This window comes from Blautia sp. 1033sp1_1033st1_G9_1033SCRN_220408, from assembly GCF_040929965.1.
In the GTDB taxonomy this organism is placed as follows: domain Bacteria; phylum Bacillota; class Clostridia; order Lachnospirales; family Lachnospiraceae; genus Blautia_A; species Blautia_A ammoniilytica.
On sequence record NZ_JBFKZO010000003.1, the window covers coordinates 122,131 to 141,194 of the forward strand.

Below are 19,064 nucleotides of genomic sequence, written 5' to 3' on the forward strand. Positions count from 1 at the left end.
TCTCTACCTGTAATTAATTACCAGTGCAATAATCCCTGCCAGGAAGCAGTAAAATGCAAAATAACGCAGCTTTGTCTTCTGAAGGATAACAAGCAGAAACCGGATGGTAAAAAATCCAGTCACAGCTGCAGCCAGCATCCCAAGAATATAGGTAAAACCAAGTCCTACTGTCATTCCAGGTGATGCAAACTGACCAAGCTCCAGGACCAGAGCACCTGCCACTGCCGGAACGCTCATAATAAAGGAATATTTCACAGCGAACTTACGGCTCAGCCCGCAAAGAAGTCCTGCACAGATGGTCATACCTTCTCTGGAAATCCCTGGAAATACACTCAGTCCCTGGCAGATCCCCATCCACATGGCACTGTCGTACCCGGCTTCCTTGGGGGTCTTGTTCATGCCTGCCTGACCCAGATCTGTTACCAGCAGGAAAATCCCTGTGATCAAAAAACAGATCCCCGGAAGCAGTGGTGAAACAGCCGCCTTTGCAGCCAGTCTGCGGCAGGTATAACCAAGAACCGCTGTAGGAACAGATGATACAAGGATCAGTGCTGCAAACTTACGGTATGTGCCATATACGATCTTTGCATAATGCAGATGCTCTCCTGTCCTTCTGTTATGTATATACAGGTTAAGATTACCTGCAAGATCCATGGCCATGCCAAGAAGCTCTTCTCCTATCCTTTTAAGATCTGACCAGAAAACAATAAATATGGCTGCAAGCGTACCTGTGTGCAACATCACTTCAAAAAGAACACCCGCCTGTCTCTCTGCGCCGAAAAGCTTCTCTACTGTAGCCAAATGGCCAAAGCTGCTTACCGGGAGAAATTCGGTGATCCCCTGTATAATTCCTAACAGAATTGCTAATAATGGTGACATGCTATACTTTCCTTTTCTCAATAGTTTTGTTCATTATAGCACAAGAATCTAAAAGTTACAACTTTTCTCGAACAACTGTTTCTGTTTTGATTCTTCACATTTTTTTAGCATACTTGTACAGATTTTAGGTGATTTTTTCCAATTTTTGCACGGATATTTCTTGCCTGTATATTCATATTTATGGTACTATCATAAGTGTGTTAAACACCCAAATCCAGATATGGATTCAAAGCTACCAATTATGATACCTATGGATTGCTTCGTGCTATGCGCTCCCACAATCCTGCCCTGGTATCTTATGTATGGCAGATTATAAAATACAGGAGGATGGGTATGAATATACAGGAAACCGCAAAATTTGCAGCAACTATACTAACCAATTATTATAATAACGATATCCGGCTCTTTCTGGAATCCTGCCACAAAGATGTATTGTGGATCGGTCCTGCCGAAAAACAGATCATCCGCACTAAAGCAGCGCTGATTGAAGCCTTCAGAAATGAACATCACAACCTTAAATTCATTATTAACAATCTTACAGTTACACCTATTTCCGCCGGAAGTGCCAAGACCTGTGAGATACTTCTGTTTTTCCTGGTGGATACCATCTGGCCGGATAAAAGCGTAAGCCGGGTAAACCAAAGAATACAGCTTACCTTTGTAGAAGAAAACGGGCGGCCACAGATCAAACTTTGCCACATTTCCAATGCCATCACCTATGATGAGCGTGACAATATCTACCCTGTCCATTATGATGAAAATTATGAGCACTATAAACATTATACCATGGCCGGTGAAGCCCGTTCTGAAAGACTAATCATTAAAAGCGTAAACAAATCCCTTTTATATCTGCAATGGCCCAGGATCCTTTATGTGGAAAGCCTTGGCTCCCATACCCTGATCCATACCCTGGACGGTGATTTTGAATCTATTGACAATCTGCTTTCCATTAAAAACCAGTTCAGTGAGCTGTTCTATCAGATTCACAAATGTTATTTGATCAATCCGAAGCATGTACGTGAGATTATAAGATTTCAGGTCACTATGACAGACGGCACCACTCTTCCGATCCCCGAAAAAAAATATACAGCAGTCAAAGCCGATCTTACAAAAACTGCTGACTGATTTTTTATCTGAGATCTTTTATCTAAGATTTTTAATCTGAAATCTTTTATCCTGTATTTGACATCTGGGATTTTTTAACCTGAAAAAAAGCAGGAATTTCCAGTGTATTTTCCTTGGGTCAGCACATACTAGCAATGTAACATCAAACAAAACAACCAAGGAGGAAAATCAAATGACAAATTCTACTTCTTCTAACAAAGCAGTTGTACCAGAAGCCAAAAGTGCTTTAGACCGTTTCAAATTTGAAGTTGCAAATGAACTGGGTGTCCCCCTTACAGATGGATATAACGGAAACCTGACTTCCAAACAGAACGGTTCAGTTGGAGGCTATATGGTCAAAAAAATGATCGAGTCCCAGGAAAGACAGATGTCCGGAAGCCAGGGCGGCCAGTCTTACTAAAGAACAGGCAACGGCAGCGTGTATCTGGCATAGAACACAAATTCAAAAATGCGAAGAATTTCCAAACTGTTGGGGCCAATCCGGCCCCAACTTTCATGTGTGATGCTTATCTAATCCGTTCTCTGCTTTTGCTTTTCTTCCGATCCTGCCGCTGCTGTTCATAATACTGGCTCTGGTCACTTTGTCATTGCCATATTTCAAACGTATGGAGTCCAGGGCAGCATCCAGCTTCCGTCTTTTCTCTTTGTCCCTGGTATCTTCAAACATGCTCATCTGCTCATACATCCCATCGTTAAGTCCTGTCAGGGAAACCCCCACCAGACGTAAAGGCTGCCCCTTCCAGAAATCCAGAAAAAGCTTCTGTGCATATTTGAAAATCTCATCCGTAATATCTGTTGCACTTTCAATGGTCATCTGATGAGAACGGTTTTTAAAATCCAATGTACGGAAAGAAACCGCAATACAGCTGCATTTCTTTTCTTTTTTCCGAAGTCTGGCTGCAAGTATGTCACACTGGGCCAAAAGCACCTGAAAGACCTGCTCCTTCGAAACAAGATCCTCATTAAATGTGGTCTCCACGCTAAGCCCTTTGCTTTCTTCTGCTTCTGCCCGAACAGGAGAGTCATCCCTCCCACAGGAATACTGATACAGCTGATGTCCGTTCTTTGTTCCCAAAAGCATCTGTATATGGGATTCATCTTCATGTGCCAGATCACCGATGGTGTGGATCCCAGCCTCCTCCAGTTTCCGCCGGGATGCTTTTCCAAGGAAAAGAAGCTCCCCCACAGGAAGAGGCCACATCTTTGTGGGGATTTCCTCCGGAAATAAAGTGTGGACTTTATCCGGTTTTTCAAAATCAGAAGCCATCTTAGCCAGAAGCTTGTTTACGGAAATCCCTATATTTACAGTAAACCCCAGTTCTCTGTGGATCTTGTCCTTGATCTCACAGGCCAGGGCTACAGGATCCGGATAAAGCAGGGATGTACCTGTCATATCCAGGAAAACCTCATCAATGGAAAAGGATTCCATTACCGGTGCATAAGATGCACAGATTTCCTTAAAGGCCCTGGAGCACCTTAAAAACAGGCCAAAATCTCCAGGCACAACTACCAGCTCAGGACATTTTTTGAGAGCCATCCCTACAGGCTCCCCTGTACGTACCCCATATTTTTTGGCAGGAATTGATTTGGCTACCACAATCCCTGTCCGGGTCCTGGGATCTCCGCCAATCGCAGAAGGGATCTCCCTCAGATCCGGAAGCCCTTCTTTTACCCGGCGTACTGCTTCCCAGGAAAGAAAAGCACTATTTACATCCACATGAAAAATCAATCGCTCCTGTTCCATAGTCTATTCTCCAACATATACCAGGATCTTATGAAAGGATCCTTCCGTTTCATGTTAAAAAGATTCAATGATCTTATTTTCATTTTCCCATTTATATCCTTTATATCCATGTTTCACTTCGGTTATCAATAAGCAGCATATTCAGTTTTTTCCAGCGCCGGATATCTTCTTTTGTAAATAACAGTCTTTGACGCAATTCCTCTGTAAGTTCCATCTGCTCCAGGGAAACCAGGCACTTAAAAGCACATGGCATAAGGTCCGCACTGGAAATCCCGCATAACAGCCCGTCTGTCAAAGTACGAAATTCCAATGGATTAAAAATATACAAGAGATCTTCCTCCAGTGGATTACACTGGTTTACAAAGGAGAAACGGATCAGCATATCACTGTAAAGCACGTTACCGGTATAGTAGATCTCGCTGCTTCTCCCATTACCGGTCACTGAGCAGATAGAAAAGGTAGCCGGACAGCTTCCTGTCAGCTCCTCGCTTTGGTGGATATCAATGATCCCATCCTTCATACGGTTATAACGTCCATCGTAAAAATAAAAATACAACCTGTCCGCCTGAAAAAAAGGACTTTTCCGTACCTGAAAAGAAGAAGTCAGTTCCTTTTCCCTGACACTTACAGAAAAGTCGTCAAAGCCAGTCAGCTTCCCAACCGAAATCTGCAGTGCCTGGCAGATCTCATACATGGTGGCAATATCAATAGATATTTCCCCATTCTCATATTTACATACAGTGGCCCTGCTTTTATGAATCTCCTCAGAAAGCGTCTGCAATGTCATCCCTGCTGCAAGCCTGTATTTTCGCATTCTCTGTCCCACATGTCTGTTTATGTCACTTACCATCTTGTATCCTTCCCATCCACATTGTTTCACAAAAATATCCAGAAAACACTTTCTGCTTTCCAAACACCACCATTATATCATATATCCAGCCAAAATGTAATGTTTCAAGAAACTTTTTACAAAAAAGTTTCTTTACAAGAAATTCACTACGTTTGCATTTTATTCCTTGTATATTAAAATAAAAGTTAAATATTATAAATGTCTGTCAAAAATCAGTCGTTTAACAAAAGAATATGAATTGAGGTAATATCAATGAAAGAGAAAAAGAGTAACTTCAGTAATTCTATCGGCTTTGTCCTGGCAGCTGCGGGAAGTGCAGTAGGCGTAGGAAATATCTGGCGTTTTCCCTATCTTTGTGCTAAAGATGGGGGCGGACTTTTCCTGATCATCTATCTTGTCCTGGTGCTTACCTTTGGCTTTGTGCTGCTTACCACAGACATTGCCATCGGAAGAAAAACTAAACAAAATGCCCTGAAGGCATTTGGCACTTTGCATCCTAAGTGGAGATTCCTTGGATATCTTACATTCCTTGTACCTGCTTTGATCATGACTTATTACTCTGTGATCGGTGGCTGGATCACCAAGTATTTCTGTGAATATATTATTTCCGATGGATCTGCCCTTTCTAGGGACAGCTATTTTACATCATTTATTACATCCAAGGTTTCACCTATTGTTTTTATGCTTATATTTCTGGCACTAACCGCCTGGATCGTATATCGCGGCGTAGAAAAGGGAATCGAAAAATTCTCCCGCTTCATCATGCCTGGACTGATCATTTTGATCCTTGCCATTGCCATTTTTTCCCTGACCCTTTCCAAAAAAGATACAGACGGCACAGTACGTACAGGCCTTCAGGGATTATGGGTATACCTGTATCCTGATTTTTCCGGTCTGACTGTAAAGCGCTTCCTTGAAATCCTTCTGGATGCTATGAGCCAGTTATTCTTTTCTTTAAGTGTTTCCATGGGTATCATGGTCACTTACGGCTCCTATGTAAAAGATGATGTAAATCTGAATAAATCCATTAACCAGATTGAAATATTTGACACAGGTGTGGCTTTCCTGGCTGGTATGATGATCATCCCTGCAGTATTTGTCTTCCTGGGCACCGATGGAATGGCTTCCGGCCCAAGCCTGATCTTTATTTCTTTGCCTAAGGTTTTTGAAGCTATGGGGCCTGTAGGAAAAATAACAGCCATTGCTTTCTTCTTAATGATGGGCTTTGCTGCACTTACTTCCTGCGTATCCGTTATGGAAACCCTGGTTGCTAACTGCATGGAGATCTTCCATAAAACCCGTAAACAGATGTGCAGCATGATCGGGATCTATTCTCTTATTACAGCTGTGCTGATCTGTCTTGGATATAATGCACTGTACTTTGAACTGCCTCTTCCAAATGGTGCCACTGCACAGCTGCTGGATGTAATGGATTATATTAGCAACAGCTTCCTGATGCCGTTTATCTCCTTCCTTACCAGTATTCTGGTGGGCTGGGTGATCGGTCCTAAATATATTATCAGCGAGGTGGAACGAAACGGGGAACATTTTGGTCGTGCCCGCCTGTACAGCTTTATGATCCGTTTTGTAGTACCTGTAGTAATGCTGGTCCTTTTCCTGGTGTCTACCGGCATCGGAAATCTTTTTTAATAGATTATTTTCAAAATGCCGCCGGATGATTTCCTGTAAAATAATATAAATCTTCTTCTAAGCAAAAACGCCACTTCTTTCCCGGAAGTGACGTTTTTGTTTTTATAACGCTACAGCTTCTGGCCTGGTTCTGATACTTTTATCAGAATAGCTTATTTTACTGTAACTTTTACTTTCTTATAAAGTCCGTTCTGTGCATAACAGTAAACGTAGCATTTACCTTTTGCTTTCGCTTTGATCACACCCTTTTTGCTTACTGTTGCAACAGAAGTGTTGGTAGAAACATAGCGAATATTGCTGGTGTACTTTTTGAATGTACCCTTGGAAGCAATGGCTTTTGCCTTGATGGTGGCTTTCTTACCTTTCTTTAATGTAAAGGCCTTCTTGTTTACAGTCACTTTCTTAATGTCTGCTTTCTTTCCGCCGGTTGTGTTTGTATAGATCACTGCTGACTTGGTGATTCTTCCATAGCTGTCAAAAGCTGCCACATAATACTTATAAGTTGTTCCTTTTTTCAGCTTCTTCTGTGTCCAGGATCTGGTCGTTCCGGATACCGTTTTCAGAAGTTTTACCTTACCGTTATTCTTTGCGCCATAAATCTTGTAATTCTCAACGCCATTTACCTTCGTCCAGCTAAGTGCCACAGATGTTTTGGCTGCTTTTGCTCTGGCAACAAGTACCTGTCCACGTTTCGCAGGTGCCTTTGTAGGCTGAGGTGCCTCTGTTGGATTCGGTGCAGGTGTTACCGTTGGCTTAGGTGCCTCTGTGGGTGTTGCAGGTACTTCTGCTGCTTTTACCTCAATGTCTTTCATAGCCACTGCATAATAGGTATATGGTGCATTGGATACGTATAATCTGTAGGAACCGGCCTTCTCTGCTTTAATTACTGCAGATCCGTTTTCATCTGTTACAGCCTGTGTCTTTTCACCGGTTGCTTTGTTTTCCAGGGTAAGTGTACTTCCTGCCACTAACAGTTCCACAGTATTCCAGTTGGAATCATATCCGTAGGTCTTCAGCGTTACAGCAAATTCTTTTCCAGCCTCTACAGAGGATGGAACATCCTGGAAGAAAAGGTATTTATCGGTCCATCCGGTTGTATCCGCATATACAAAGATGCTGAACTGATCGCCGGTATTTACCACACTGTTATGTGCAGCAGTCATATTTCCACTTGCATCCATAGGATACTTATCATTGATCAGGTAAGAAACATTTGGATTCTGAGCCTTGAAGATGGTAGTGATCTTACCTGTATTGTTTACAGCCAGATATCTGCCCGGATCGTTCTCAAAATCTGTTCCATATAATTCTTTATGGATTGCATAAAGAACATCCACAACAGCCACTTTATTCTTCATTTCCTCCGGCTTTTCATAGCCATAGGATCTGGCTGTATCTGCAGCTACTGTCATGGACAGAAGCTGTCCCGGCTGGTTTGGAGTCTGATTAAGCCTTACTGTGATTGCTGCTGTCACCACATTCTGAGCATCCTGTGCCTCTGCTGCAGCGGCTTTCAGCTCACGGATTGCCTGACGGAGCTCTTCCTCTGTTACATTTTCCTTTACCTGAGCTGCTTTTGCAGTATCCAGAGCCTGCTGAAGCTTTGCCTTTGTTCCAGCCGGATACTGTCCAGGCTCCTGCCCTTCTGCCATAGCATCCAGTATTTCCTGTGTGCTCTGGATCAGATCAGCCAGACCTTCTGCTGCTGATTTGGTACCTACAACAGTAACGGTAACTGAAACAGGCTGTCTGTAAAGCTTCTGCAATGCCTCATTATCCGGATGTTTCTTTGCAAATACACCATACCTCTGACTGCTGAGCAGAGACGAAATGGTGATCTCTGTATCTGTCTCACCAGGATAAACATTCAATGTATCATGATTGATATACCTCTGGTTGGTAGATCTGAAACGATTATATCCAGCGCCCTCCATGATCCATGGATCATCAAAGAAATCATCTGCAATAATGCCTTTTCCTGTTCTGTCAGTAAAACTGTAGATCCATTTTGGATTTCCATTTTCATCCAGAACCATTTCCTGGAACGGATGCAGATTTCCAGTAATAGAACCCTTATCCGCATACCGGCCGTCATTAATACCGTCAAAGTAATGCAGCTTTGCCTGCTCCATCATTGCAAGCTCATCAACAAGAACACTTGCATCAAGAGGCTTCACAGTCATCGGGAATCTCTTTACTGCAGTTACATTTTCCCTGGTAAATGTAACTACAAGATCTCCTGTAATATCCTTGGTATAGAAACCGTCTACATATGTGCGATAACCATTAACTGTAACTGCTTCATTTTCGGAGGTTACAGTGATTTCACCATTGTTAAATACTAAATGATCGTTTTCATCCTTGATTCTGGTGTACCTTGGCAAACTAAAATCAGCCTGGCAATTGTTAAGATCAACAACTTCGTTTTTATTTATAAAATCTGTAAACTGATCTGTTGTATAATACTTATTAAGGATTGCCAGAAGCTCTTCCTCTGTAGGAGGTGCAATGTTTGTCCCTTTTACAGTAACGGTAAAATCCTTGGTGCAGCTTGTAAAAGCATTTACTGTTTCTCCACAATAAGAATTAAGAATCGTATCATTTGCATTAAAAGTAGCTGTAAGTGTAACCTCCGTATCCTTTGCAGGAGCATGGATCACACCTTTTACTGGCTCTGTTACTTTAATGCTGGTTGCATCTTCCACACTGATCACGGTAGGATCAGAAGATGTCCAGGTAATTTGTGACCATGCATAAAATGCACCATCTGTCATGATCTGCGGAAGAGAAAGATCAGATTCAACTTCTGTCTGAGAAGTATTATTGCCCTTGATCATATCCCAGGTAAGGCTGTCTTTTTCCTCTGCCATCTTACGGCTGAAGTGATCTCTGTCCCATCCAACAGTTACCCTTGTAGAATCAGTATCTGCATGTGCTCCATTCAATTCAAATGTAAACACAACATCCAGACTCACACTATTAATATTATTAGATGCCGGTTTCTGAGATGCAATATAATGAATCACACCATCCACTCCAATGACATCTGTATTATCTGATGATTTTACAGCAACCTTGATGCCAGCTGTATCAATGGTGTAAGAAGCAAGCTTGGCTTCTACAAAAGCATTAATATTTTTGTATTTATCATAGCCAGGTCTTAAAGCGCCAAGTTCTTTATTAAACTGGGCAACTGCTGCGTCAACCTTAGCCTGATCTGCAGGATCAATAACCACATCCTTCTGCATTGCAACCGGATATGCGATCTCCACCTGATTTCCGGAAGGTGTATATGTACCTGTTGCATCCTTATAGCCATCTGCCTTAACAGTATAGGTATACTCAACACCCTTACTCAGACTATAGACGCCATTAGTAGGTGTTACTGTTACAGAATATGGGCTGTCATCCCATTCGTCCTCTTCCTCATATGTCACCTTAACTATGGCATTATCAACTGCCTGTCCCAGATAGGTTGGCTGGAAGGTAACTTTATATGTAGAAATCTCCTTGGTCAGCTGGATAAGGATCTCTTCATCCTTTGTTACAGTAAAAACATTATCAATAGAATTTTTATAGTTTTCTACATTTTCTACAGACCATTTATACTCTTTTCCTTCAACAAGAGTATAACTGCCGTCCTCATTGGCCTTAATAGTGTCATAATATCCCAGTTTTACCTGAGCCTTTGCACCAGAAATGACCTCGCCTGTATCCTTATCTACAATCTTAAATGTGATCTTATGATTTACGATTGGAACTAAGGTAACAGTAATCGTTTCGTTCACATCATTGCCTGAAACAGTAATATTATTCGTATATTTATTATATCCGTCTTTTTCTACTGTCAGTTTGTATGATTGTCCCTTTTTTACCTTGTAAGTTCCATCTTGTTCTTTTTTAATGTTCTCATATGGAGACACAACTTCAAGCTGTATAGTAGCATCTGTAATCTCTTCCTGCGCAGGATTCTGCACCTTTACAGACAGAAAATACTCTCTCTCCGCTGCCGCTAATGTGATCGTAAAATCCTGTGAAGCCAAAGCTGCTGCTTCTGCCTGTGTCGCATCATCGATCACATCTGTACTGGTATCTGCTGCAAATAAACGAAGAGTCGCTGTAAAACTCTGGTTTCCTTCTTCTGCGGTTGGACGAGTAATACCTAGACTCCCTGGCGCTGAAGGCTTTTTACTTCCCCAATTAACATATTTACTGTTAATATACCAGCCACTTCTATATGAGCTGGTACTTCTTTCAGTTTTTAATCGCAGAGATGAAATACTCGATCCAGAGGGAGTTGTCAGTCCAACAGTATAGCTTAATCCATCATCACTTTTTACTACATTTGCACCACCTGTGCTAGTGATTTTATTTGTACCATCAATATAATTAGTTTTCAAATACGCTGCCGCTGCCTTGGCATCCTCTGCCTCATCATAAGCAGCATCCGGCTCAGCCAGCTGGAAATCATCTGAATCTTCCAGGATTTCCTCCGGTTCATCCGCAATTACATCTCCGTCAGAAAATGCATCTTCTGCAGATACTTCTTCCCAGGTCTTTTGACCATCTGAAAAAGCGCTGTCAGATGCAAATGCATACGACGGCATCATTGTGAGTGTCATCATTGCAGCCATGGATATAGCTGTCAACCTTTTAAACAGTTCTTTTTTTCTCACGTTTCCTTCTCCTTTTCTTTTTCAAGGTTTATTGTTTGAACAGCCAGAAATACTCCCATTGTCCCTCTCTCATAAGCATAAATGGCAACAAAAAACAGAGCCCCATTGTCCACATGAGTCTCTGTCCTATACAACGTGTTGGAGGCTGACTTAAGGTACCCGCCATACCTTACACAGCATTGGTTCCGGATTCTCACCGGATTTCGTCAAATCAGCCAAAAGGCTGAACCACGCCTGGTTATTCATTGTTTAAAAAGTATAACATTTTGCCCAATAACTGTCAACCTCCAGAACACATTATCGAATTATAATATGTGAACCATTTATCGAATTATATCTCCAGAACATATTATCAAATTTTACCTTTTTCATTTTTATCTTCAGAATCTTTTCTATCTGCCATACTATAAATGATTATCTATATCCCTTGCTCCATACATTAAACGTCGAACTTCCATTACATCGTCAATCACCACATAATAGACAACATAATTTTTTACATAAATTCGATAATAAGGATAGTCTCTTTGTTTTACTGAATGATATGGTTCAAAAGAAACTGGATTATTCAGTCTTTTCAAAATTGCAGCTTCGACATCATTAATTAAACGAAGAGCCGCATCCTCATTTTTTAACACATTAGCAATATAATTCACTGTATTGTTTAAGTCTTGTTCAAATATTGGCAAATATCGAAGCTTATAGGACTTATTTCCCATGAATCATACCCCTTGCATTTTTAAAAACACTTTCGTGAGATAATCGTTCTTCTGTCATTGAAGCCTGGCGATCAGCTTCATCAAGCTTCATTTCGATATTATCGGTCAAATTTGCGTATTCCTGCAAGCTTAAAACTACCATAGCACCATAACCGTTTTTAGTCAGATAAACAGGTTCTCCACTATTTACGATAGTTTCAATCTCCGGAAACTTGTTTCTAAGATCCGAGACAGGACGAATTTGTATCATATCCAAGCACTCCCTTCATTTACATCATCTTGACGTTATCTTAATTTTATCAAAATCTTATCACAAAAGCAATATTGTATTTATTGTAAAATTCATTGGTAGAATGTAGAACCTAAAGAGCTGCATTGTGGAAAAGATCTTGGTTATATATCATGCGAGGCTTTCGCAGATTTCGACTGGGCTAATTTCTCTGTAATTTGCCGTGTCTGAACGCCGCAGGCGTGAGTTTGGCAAATGACAGAGATAATAAATGCCCGGGAGAAATCCGAAAACGAAGCCCTGATATATAAACATATCTTTTCCGCCAAATGCAGCCCATTTAGCTTTAAACATTCTCCAAATGATTTTTACAATCCCCTACCGAACCGTCACCCGTATCACCTTCCTCTTCTTTCCTGACTTAACCGTAATCTTTGCGCTCCCCTTTTTCTTCCCGGTAATCACCCCTCTCTTATTCACGGCCACTATCTTTGAATTGGATGACATATAACTAACCTTTTCCTGGGAAGTAATGGGTGAAAGCACAGGCTTCAACGCCAGCTTTCCTTTTCTTTTCAAAGTCAGCTTTCCTTTCAGCCCGGTAATACTTTTGGTTTTCACAGTCTTAGCTTGCACAGTTACAGTAAGACTTAATTTCTTTCCGCTTGCCAGAACAGCTGTTACAGTGGCTTTTCCCTTACGTAAGCCCTTGATCACACCTTTTTTCGATACAGACACGATTTTCCTGTTAGAACTGGTCCAGGTTTTCACCAAATCCCCGTTAGCCAAACCTGACACTGACACCTTAGATGTAGTCTGCCGAATCTTAAGGGGAATGCGCTTTACATTCAGCTTCCCTGTAGGAGACAGCTTCTCACCCACTGTACGGGTCTGTACAGTACCCTTGCTGCCTGTCCGCTGCTGTACCTCCGGTTCAAACACCGTAGCAGGTGAAAGAGTTGACCAGGTGCCAAAAATCTCTGGTTCATCCGGTACCGGCATAGGTGTTGGCGTAACAATGATCTCTTTTCTTTGGACCGTCAGTATATAATCACCTGTTTTTCCGGTACGGGTACGAACTGTGATCCGTACCTTTGCCTCCTGGATCTCAGGACTTTTATCCAGATAAATGGCGATCCTGCTGGCATTACCGCTTCCTGTGGTTTTGCCAAAAATACTTACCTTCAAGGTTCCCTGGATCCCTGCTGCCGTTACTTCTGCATCTGATTCTTCTGTTTCTGCAAAAATATTGATAAAATCACGGTTTCCGGTATAAAGCACCCGGTATTCCGCTGTATTTCTGTCAAACGCCGGAGAGATTGCCAGCCGTGCCTGAACATTACTGTAAGTATTGCTTGTGCTTACTGTCAGATTCCCAAGCGCCGGAACAGACTGATCCCTTGTAATATGAAATACGTATTTTCTGCTTTTTCCAAGACACTGCGCCAGCACCTGCACCTCTGCCTGTCCTGAAGATACATCAACCGTATAAGCACCGGTAATATTTTGTCCATTCACGGACAAGGTACAGCCATCCAAAGCCTTAAACTGCAAAGTTACAGTTTTTGTTTCCTCCCCGATCAGCAGAGTATGCTCTGTTTTACTTTTCCGGAACATATCCTTCCACTTGATCGTACCTGCATCTGATTGTGCGGTTACACTGTCAATATATGCTCCGTTACATTCCACTGCCATCAGATAATTGGAATCATTCTTGAAATAAAGAGTTCCATCACGGTCAGCACAGATGGTACTGATACAGTATTCTGCCTGATCTTTCTCAGGTCTGAAAATCTCTGCAGCTGTGCCGGAGGTCTGTCCTGGTGCATCTGTCAGCATATAAATACCGCCAGGCTTTGCATTATAAGTAAAATACAGATACACCCGGCCGTCCGGAAGCCCGTCTCCGTTATAATCCCGGTTCTCGTAAGCGGTAGACATCAAGGGGGCAGCCTGAGGGTATCCTGGAATGGAAACATTATAAGCAAGGGACAGACCGGAAGATGTTTCTGTAAGGACCGCAAAATGGTGTCCTCCATCCGGATTAAACTGGCCGCCTGTACCGCATACGCCCACATAAATTCTGCCCTTGTAAATTACAGGAGAAGCAGTTGCCATCCCCCCAAGACTGATGCTGTCCGTCTGACCGAAGGTTCCGTTCTGATTCATGGCGATCCTATATAGATAACCGCCTTTGGTGGTAAAATACACATACCCGTTCTGATAAACGATGGTAGACCGGATATCTCCATTCAGCCCGGTTTTCTGATCTATCAAAAGCCCTGTATGGGTATTGACAGAATACAGAATTGCTGTATTGGTGTAGTCGTTTTCGGCCCCGTCATCTGACCCAAACACAAGATAATCCTTGGATGCATAGGCTCCTGCCCAGTAAAAACCACCTTTATGATTATATTTCCAGGTACAGTATTTCACCTCATCTCCCCTTGTGGGGTCCTCATCTGTAACAGACAGGCAGAAATAAGTTCCTGCTGTTGTTTCATTATCCCAGGTACCTGTATAAATATATCCGTCTTTATATGTAACAGGTGAAATCGTCTGTCCACCTATAGATTCACTGATCCACAGGGACTTAAGGGTAGTGGCACTGATTGCCTGGATTTTTCCGCCTCCAATCTGTGCAAACAGCATCCCTTCTGCATAAGTCAGCGGAATCATAGCATAGACCATGCTTCCTGATAGCGGATCACTGGTTGCCTGGATCTCCCCTGTGTTCCTGTCCAGTCTGTAAATATATTTTCCGGAAGCTACATACAGCTGACCTCCAAGGATCAGCGGCGGAGTTACAGAAGCTTCCCAGCTGCCTCCCAGTTTTTTGGACCATTTTTCCAGTGCAGTTGAAGAGTTTTCCGGAGTTTCCCAGTTCACAACACCATTATTCGTATCACTGTTTCTGAAATTAACCCAGTCATTGTCTTGGATCTCTGTATGGCGTGCAGCAGCTTCCTGAAGGTCTGCCTGGATCAGGGCTGTTTCCCCTCCTGTAAATGTGCCATGGGCACCTACATAACCATAGCAGGAGACTGTCCATGTATAAGCTTCTCCATTTAATATATTATGAAATAAATGCAGATTATCCGAATCTGGTACCTGTCGGCTTCCTGCTGCATCATATACACTGACTACAGCCTGGGAAGGCGTGACCTGAAAGGCAAGATCTGTGCCTGCTTTTCTGGACACTGTCACACAATAATTTCCCTGTGATGTATATGTACTGCCCTGGTAAGCCGGATCCTCATAAGTATCCTGCACTTCCATGGAAAGCTGGATCCTTGTTTCCTCAGTGCCAAGGGGAACATCTACTGGATCGGATGTGGATACCGTGATTCCATTCACCTTCAGCTGGTACCAGTTCTCTTTGAAAGCATTTGCCAGAAGCTTTACGCTTGTATCAACGGCAGGAACAATTGCCTCATATTCTCTGGTTTTTCCTGTAGTATCAAAATTCCGGACCAAATTTTCTGTAAGATCTGTGTCAGAAGATCTGTAGCATCTGATATTCTTAAGATCCAGGCGGCGAAGCACTAGGATTTTATATACCTGGCTGTCTCCTTCAGTTCCTGCTGTAATGGTATAAACTGCCCTTTTTCCACCCTGTGCGCCGGAAGTAAAGATCCTGCTGCCCAGACTGTAACGAAGTCCTTTTGAAGAAGCAGCAACATCCATTTCTGTTGTTTCCTGGGTATGGTCAAGGGTCCATGCAGAAAGTACCGCCTTCGCCTCTTCCGGTGCGGCAGCTGACAGATCTCCAGTCACATAAAAGGAACCTGAATCATAATTGGAGCTGTATTCTACTGTATAAACCTTTCCCTGAAGTTCTTCATCCAGATCCTCCCTGCGGTTCATTTCCAAAGGCGTATTTTCAGAATTGCCGGCATATACCTTCAGACCTGTCAGGTATTCCTCTGACTGGACATTGGTATCCTGTACCTCTTCAAACAAGGACTCCTCTTCTGTTACATCATAAACCTCTTCCGGCTCTGTCGCTTCATCTGCAAACTCTGAAGAATCTTTCCCGAAAGCTTCGCTTTCATCTGAAGTAAAATCTTCGGTAGAAAATACATCCTCCGGCTCTATTGTATCCTGCCGGGATTCCTCTTGTATATCCTCTGCCACATCAACAAACTGTTCTTCCCCATACACCGATGCACTTCCGGTTATAAGTGTTAATGCCAGCAAAGCAGCCATCCATTTTCTCATTTTTCTAGCCATACACCCTCCTTGCTCCTTTTGGGTCATGCCCTTATCCTTCTATCCGTTCTTTTGTACATCCTTTTGTAATGCCTTTTAGCAGCGGTAAAAAGCAGGATATATGCCAGGCCTGCCACTGCGCCTGCCAGCATCAGCTTTGTGGAAAGCCGCAGCCCCTTAAAAGCAGAAAAAATACTTTTTTTACCGGATGAACTGATTTTCTGCAGATCTTTCGTATCAGGTGCCTGACTTTTGTCACCGGTATCCTGGGAAAAAGAAGATTTTATATTTTCCGCTTTGTCTTTTTCACTGCTTTTGGTTTGTTCCTTTGCAGTTTCTTTCTTCTTATCCTTGTTTTTCTTCTTAGCTGTTTCTTTATCTTTAATCTGACTTTTCTTTTTTCCAGTAGCCAACTGAGCAGATCCCATTGCCCCGGCACTGCCTGCTGCCCCGGATGGATTTTTCAGAGATCCTGCAGTTCCCTGTACGTTTTTCAGCTTGTCAATAGATCCGTCCCCGCCAGAACCAGGCTTTGTGGCCTGGGATTTATTCCCTCCGTATCCTGGTCTTGATGCCAGGCTGCCTGATGTGGCAGCTTTTATATCCGGGACCCGGATCACAAGCTGTTCACTAATATTGCCTGCCAGATCCTTCACTGCTATGACCAGATCCTTTTCCCCTGCAGTCAGGCCGGTAAGGGCGATGGTATCTGTTCCTTCACCTACCTGGGTTCCTTTTTGGGAAGTATCCAGCTTTGGCAGGGCTGCACCAGCCTGTGTCACCTGATAATACCGGTAACCTTTTTCACTGGTCTTATATACCACAGAAGCCGTATCCGTGGAAATTCGGCTTGCACTTATTTTCTTTAATACAGGAGGGGTTGTATCCATTGTAGACAGAGTCAGGTAGTAATCCTTTTTCATACCGTCAGAAGCTGTTACCTGGATCCTCACCTCCAGTTTTCTTTCGTTATCTGCAAACACAAGCTTCCAGTATCTATGCCCCATTCTATCATCATGATCTTTGATAGATTCATCCTTTTCCACAGTAGAAGCTTTCACACCGCTTAATGCATATACATGGATCTCACATTCTCCTGCTGCCTCAGGCCACAGATTCAGGCTCTTTCGTTCCCCCTCATAAACTGCTTTATACTTATTGTGCTCTACAGACAGCTGCGGATCCAGCTTCAGGATCCCTTTACCGTAAGTATCAGAACTGGACACGTATAAAGCCTGAAGTACAGGTGTTTCTGTTGGCTGTGGTTCTTCTGTTGGTAATGGTATTTCCGTTGGCAGCGGTGCTTCTGTTGGCAATGGTGCTTCCGTTGGCAATGGTATTTCTGTTGGCAGTGGCGCTTCCGTTGGTAATGGCACTTCTGTTGGTACCGGCGCTTCCGTTGGTAATGGCACTTCTGTTGGTACCGGCGCTTCCGTTGGTACCGGTGCTTCCGTTGGTAATGGCACTTCTGTGGGCAGAGGTACTTTTGTTGGCACTGGTGCTTCTGTTGGTACCGGCACTTCTGTTGGCAATGGCACTTCTGTTGGTGCCGGAATCTCTGTAAGCACAGGTCCTGCTGTAGGCAATGGATTTTCGGTTGGTATCGTTTCTCCTCCTGTTTCGGTTTGCAATGACCCAAGAAGAAGAACGACAAGAAGCATTCCTGTTAATAATCGTTTCATTACCAGTCCCCCCATGTTTCTCCTGTTTGGCCGGCTCCTACATCAGCACCGGAATACAGGGAAAAACGAAGCCGTATCTCATCTCCATCTGCCGGATAATAAGCAGACATTCCCACATTCATATACTCTCCGTTTACAAAGTACAGCCATCCGGATTCCATTGTAAAATCAAATTCTCCGATCCAGTTTGCATCATGCTCTGACAGCTGACAGTTGGCAGCGATCAGATGATCCATCAGATCCTGCGGAATAGCAGCGCTGGCAGCAATCCCACCTCGTCCAATAGCTTTCAGATAAAAGCCTCCGGAAACATCGCCATCATTTCTCCAGTCAAAGCCTTGGGTCTGCAAAAACCTTAAAAGTACGGAAGACAGCTGTTCTCCCTGATAAAACCCTATGGCGGTAGATGGAAGAATAGTTCCAAGACCAATGGTACCAGCTTCGATACTGATGGTCACAGATCCTGCAGGCTGCTGCTCCTCTGAGCCTTTATAAATGGTAAACACAGGAAGAGTGGTACATCTGCCTTCCTCATCTGTGGCACGGATCTCTATGGTATTGGTTCCTTCTGCCAGATCCAGCCGGTAGGCAAAGATTCCATCAGAAGGCTCTCCTCTGGAAGAAAGCCGCTGTCCATTTCCTGTGATCTCAAGTGCCGAAGCCGAAAGGCTGTTGCCATACCAGTCCTTTGCCTGCACATAGAAAGTTCGGTAAGAAGCATTAACCGTCTCTCCATCCGTCAGATCTGTGGCAACCGTGGGATACTGATTTACCGGCTCCTCAGGCACCGGCGAAGGAGCAGGCGTTTCGGTAGGAGCAGGCGTTACCGGTATCTGTGCTCCATCTTGATTACGGTCGTCATCCTGATCAGAAGCATTTTCCTCATGTTCCGTGCTGTTTTCTTCCCCTGAAGGTTCATATACAATGGTATTGGTCTGGGAATCCGGATCCGGCACTGTAGGTGCGTCTGTCACCTGAACAGGGGTTGGATCCGTCTTATCCTGTATTTCTTCTGGATCTGCAGGCGTTGCAGTAGGAACAGGGGAAGGTGTTATTTTTTCTTCTTGGGGTGTTACCGTAGGCTCAGGCAAAGTCTGAGCCTGCTGGATAAAATCCTGTTCTCCCTGACTGTTTCCTTTGTCCTGTCCGCCATATGCATATCCCTTGCCAAGATATCCCTTTAAGGAACTTTGGGCATTGATCCCCTGAATAGGATCTGTCTGGATCTCCTGCTTTTCCTGACGAAATCCGCTGTACAACACAGCCCAAAAAAACATCAGAAATGCCAGTAGAAGAAC

The 19,064-nt window shown here is 43.3% G+C and carries 12 protein-coding genes; 3 read left to right on the top strand and 9 right to left on the bottom strand.

What is annotated here, in order from left to right:
- Positions 1-3 precede the first annotated feature (3 nt).
- A complete protein-coding gene (locus tag AB5916_RS03590; protein WP_368189278.1) occupies positions 4-879 on the bottom strand; it encodes an undecaprenyl-diphosphate phosphatase in 876 nt (291 codons plus the stop codon).
- 333 nt (positions 880-1,212) lie between these two features.
- On the opposite strand from AB5916_RS03590, the gene AB5916_RS03595 reads away from it, so the two are divergent.
- Positions 1,213-2,004 (top strand): LytR/AlgR family response regulator transcription factor, encoded by a 792-nt coding sequence (locus AB5916_RS03595; RefSeq protein WP_368189279.1) that lies wholly within the window; start codon positions 1,213-1,215, stop codon positions 2,002-2,004.
- A 172-nt stretch (positions 2,005-2,176) separates the two neighbouring features.
- Positions 2,177-2,404: an alpha/beta-type small acid-soluble spore protein gene (locus AB5916_RS03600; protein WP_158420916.1), complete on the top strand. Its 228-nt coding sequence runs from the start codon at positions 2,177-2,179 to the stop codon at positions 2,402-2,404.
- A 93-nt stretch (positions 2,405-2,497) separates the two neighbouring features.
- On the opposite strand, the gene AB5916_RS03605 is transcribed toward AB5916_RS03600, so the two are convergent.
- Positions 2,498-3,748, bottom strand: coding sequence for a DNA polymerase IV (locus AB5916_RS03605; protein WP_368189280.1), 1,251 nt, complete (start codon positions 3,746-3,748; stop codon positions 2,498-2,500).
- Positions 3,749-3,848: 100 nt separating this feature from the next.
- Complete coding sequence (locus AB5916_RS03610; RefSeq protein WP_368189281.1) at positions 3,849-4,628, bottom strand: helix-turn-helix domain-containing protein; 780 nt, start codon at positions 4,626-4,628, stop codon at positions 3,849-3,851.
- A gap of 222 nt (positions 4,629-4,850) precedes the next feature.
- On the opposite strand from AB5916_RS03610, the gene AB5916_RS03615 reads away from it, so the two are divergent.
- Positions 4,851-6,248 (top strand): sodium-dependent transporter, encoded by a 1,398-nt coding sequence (locus tag AB5916_RS03615; RefSeq protein WP_368189282.1) that lies wholly within the window; start codon positions 4,851-4,853, stop codon positions 6,246-6,248.
- A 152-nt stretch (positions 6,249-6,400) separates the two neighbouring features.
- On the opposite strand, the gene AB5916_RS03620 is transcribed toward AB5916_RS03615, so the two are convergent.
- From AB5916_RS03620 to AB5916_RS03645, 6 genes are all read right to left on the bottom strand, one after another.
- Positions 6,401-10,924, bottom strand: a complete 4,524-nt coding sequence (locus AB5916_RS03620) for a fibronectin type III domain-containing protein (protein ID WP_368189284.1) — start codon at positions 10,922-10,924, stop codon at positions 6,401-6,403.
- 404 nt (positions 10,925-11,328) lie between these two features.
- A complete protein-coding gene (locus AB5916_RS03625) occupies positions 11,329-11,643 on the bottom strand; it encodes a type II toxin-antitoxin system RelE/ParE family toxin (RefSeq protein WP_368189285.1) in 315 nt (104 codons plus the stop codon).
- Entirely contained in the window at positions 11,633-11,893 is a 261-nt protein-coding gene (locus AB5916_RS03630) for a type II toxin-antitoxin system Phd/YefM family antitoxin (protein WP_368189286.1), read from the bottom strand. Before AB5916_RS03630 ends, AB5916_RS03625 begins: the two co-directional genes overlap by 11 nt.
- Before the next feature lie 357 nt (positions 11,894-12,250).
- Positions 12,251-16,105 (bottom strand): Ig-like domain-containing protein, encoded by a 3,855-nt coding sequence (locus tag AB5916_RS03635; RefSeq protein WP_368189287.1) that lies wholly within the window; start codon positions 16,103-16,105, stop codon positions 12,251-12,253.
- A 23-nt stretch (positions 16,106-16,128) separates the two neighbouring features.
- On the bottom strand, positions 16,129-17,766 hold the full coding sequence (locus AB5916_RS03640; RefSeq protein WP_368189288.1) for a hypothetical protein: 1,638 nt from the start codon (positions 17,764-17,766) through the stop codon (positions 16,129-16,131).
- Positions 17,766-19,043 (bottom strand): DUF4430 domain-containing protein, encoded by a 1,278-nt coding sequence (locus AB5916_RS03645; RefSeq protein ID WP_368189289.1) that lies wholly within the window; start codon positions 19,041-19,043, stop codon positions 17,766-17,768. Before AB5916_RS03645 ends, AB5916_RS03640 begins: the two co-directional genes overlap by 1 nt.
- Positions 19,044-19,064 lie beyond the last annotated feature (21 nt).